2 protein-coding genes are annotated in these 2,311 nt (G+C 49.1%); both read right to left on the reverse strand.

Translation table 11 applies throughout. The features are described from left to right. Positions 1-59: 59 nt before the first annotated feature. Complete coding sequence (locus LG003_RS22720; protein ID WP_112876949.1) at positions 60-1,115, reverse strand: phage portal protein; 1,056 nt, start codon at positions 1,113-1,115, stop codon at positions 60-62. 2 nt (positions 1,116-1,117) lie between these two features. Beyond that, positions 1,118-2,311, reverse strand: a 1,194-nt coding sequence (locus tag LG003_RS22725; RefSeq protein ID WP_262981727.1) for a terminase large subunit domain-containing protein, incomplete at its 5' end; no start/stop codon positions are given.

The following is a 2,311-nucleotide window of genomic DNA, read 5'->3' on the forward strand; positions in this document are numbered from 1 at the left end:
ACAGCGCGATTGGGTGACGATTAAATGCGTTGTGTCCGTGGGAAAGGTTGGTTTGGTCGTTATTTGCTGCTGTTCAACGCATCAAGCAAAGCGTAGCGATTGAATTGCACAACGGCTTCACCCGCCCAATCATTGACTGACTTCAAGCTTTCAGTAATGGGGTTAAGTTCATTGATAGAAAAAACTTTCGCCGCTTTCTCAATATCCCCAAAGTTACCCCCACTCGTGGGAACAATCCCCATCAATTGCGGTGGCACGCGGTGCATAGCTAGCATGTCATCGCGGGTTGCTTCTTTAACGTTAGTAAATTCATCTTTGGCGCTGATTTGGCTGAACGGTAGGATTTGCAGCCCGTCTTTCTTTCCGTTGGCTGCATAGACAAACAGGTTCTTGAATGCGCCATCTCGCCGGGATTTTTGCAACGCAGTTTTCAAATTGTCTACGCCTCTGGGGTCGGCAAGCGCATCAGTCAGATAGACAATAACGCCTGCGTGACTGCCGTTTTCGTAATAGTTCATTCTGAATGTTGTTGCAGCCCGGTTGAGGTTGGCGGAAAGAAGACCGGCTAAATATTCAGGTAAACCGTAAATTTCTTGATGAATGTCGGGGTTCATCAGATGAAAAATACTGCCAGCGCTGAATTCAAATTCTTGTAGCCAGCTTTGTACGAACCAGTATTTGTCGATTTCTTCTCCCCGTCGAGTGTACTTTGCTGGCGTGTGCTTGAGCTTTAACAGTCCGCCAACTCGATTCATTCGCTTTTCCAGATAGGCATTACCAAATACCAAATAATCCAGTACATAGGCGGCCATGTCCTGTCGTGACAATAGCGGGTGAGGTTTAAAGCAGCTCATGATCACATTACGTTTAAAAAATAGGGGCGACTGATGATAAACCGCCGCTGAAAATGCGCGGGCCAGGCCGTAAAAATCAATGGGGGTTTCATACCAGCGGCCATTTTTGGCGCATTCCATGCAATCCAGCAGATCCCAGCCAGATGTGATTGGGGTGGGTGTATCAAAAGTAAAGGCTGCGCACTGTGCCACGTCGCCGTCATTGATTGTATTCGTTACTTCAGGCTGGTGTTTATTTTCAGCCGGTAAAAGTGTGTGCATGATTAAAACTCCATTACAAAAGACTCATTCGTGCCCGCATCGCTGGATATTGGCTCGGCATACAGGGCATTCATAACAGCCCACGCAATGTCGCCGTGATCGGCTCCGCGCGTGCGGTTGGCGTCATAAGTCACAACACTGCCCTGTGTAATTATTTTCTTAATGGACATAAACGAGGTAGCGACTTGTTTCATGCCAGCGTCATATTCAAACCTGCCGGAACGGATTAGCATTTGTGCTTTCATCACTAGCAGGCGCTTAAGCGGCGCGGAATATTTCAATAGGGTTGCGGCCGGAAACCATTTGCAGACCAGTTCATGCACGGCTTCACCCGTTCCGCCTGTGCCATCTATTGTTATCCCCTGTACATTATAGCGTTCGGTGAGTTTACGAATTTCTTCGGCTTGCTTCTCAAAAGCCATACCGCGGCATTGCAGGGCTTCGATGACCCGCCATTTGCCGCCGCTGACAGCAGGCGGTGACATTACAACCAGCCCTAAACCGTCACCGTTGCCGCCTGTACCAGTTGGATCAGCGCCGATATAGACGGGTTTGCGTCCTAGCGGCCGCAGCGCATAGGGTTTCCAGTCCGGCCAGACATTGTCGTTGTAACCGTCAACACCGCATTTAATCACTTCGTTATAGTCAAAGGCTCGTTCACCCGATTTAACAAAAATGCAGCGGTACAGGTTGTCAAAATCAGCCGGATTGTTTTCGCTCTCAATTTCTTCTAAGTCAACAAGATTTAGACCTGCCGCGATAGCGTCATGAATAGTCACGATCTGTCGCCAGATGTTATCTCCGCACAACACGCCATGCCGTAATGCGGCATGGCTGGTATCAATAACAACTTGTTTCTTGCCGCCGCGGGCTTTATTAAAAAAGTCGCCTGTCCAGAACGGGAACCCTTCGTGTTCCTCGCTGGACGGTACCGAAAAATAAGTTCGTCTTAATCCGATGTGGGTTGCCATCCCCGCCGCCACTTTGCGCAGGTTCATAAAATTGCTAACCCAAAAGAATTCATCGAAATAGAGATCGCCGGTATAGGATTGCGCGGTTGCTGCTGATGTGCCGAGAAAATAGAGCGTGGCGCCATTTGACAGGGTAATCTCGTCACCGCCTTTAAGCTCAACACCCACCTGGCGGGCGACAATCTGGATAAATTTCTTGAACTGATATGCCTGCGCACGGCTGGC

The sequence above is a fragment of the Photorhabdus kleinii genome (assembly GCF_025384885.1).
Classification (GTDB): domain Bacteria; phylum Pseudomonadota; class Gammaproteobacteria; order Enterobacterales; family Enterobacteriaceae; genus Photorhabdus; species Photorhabdus kayaii.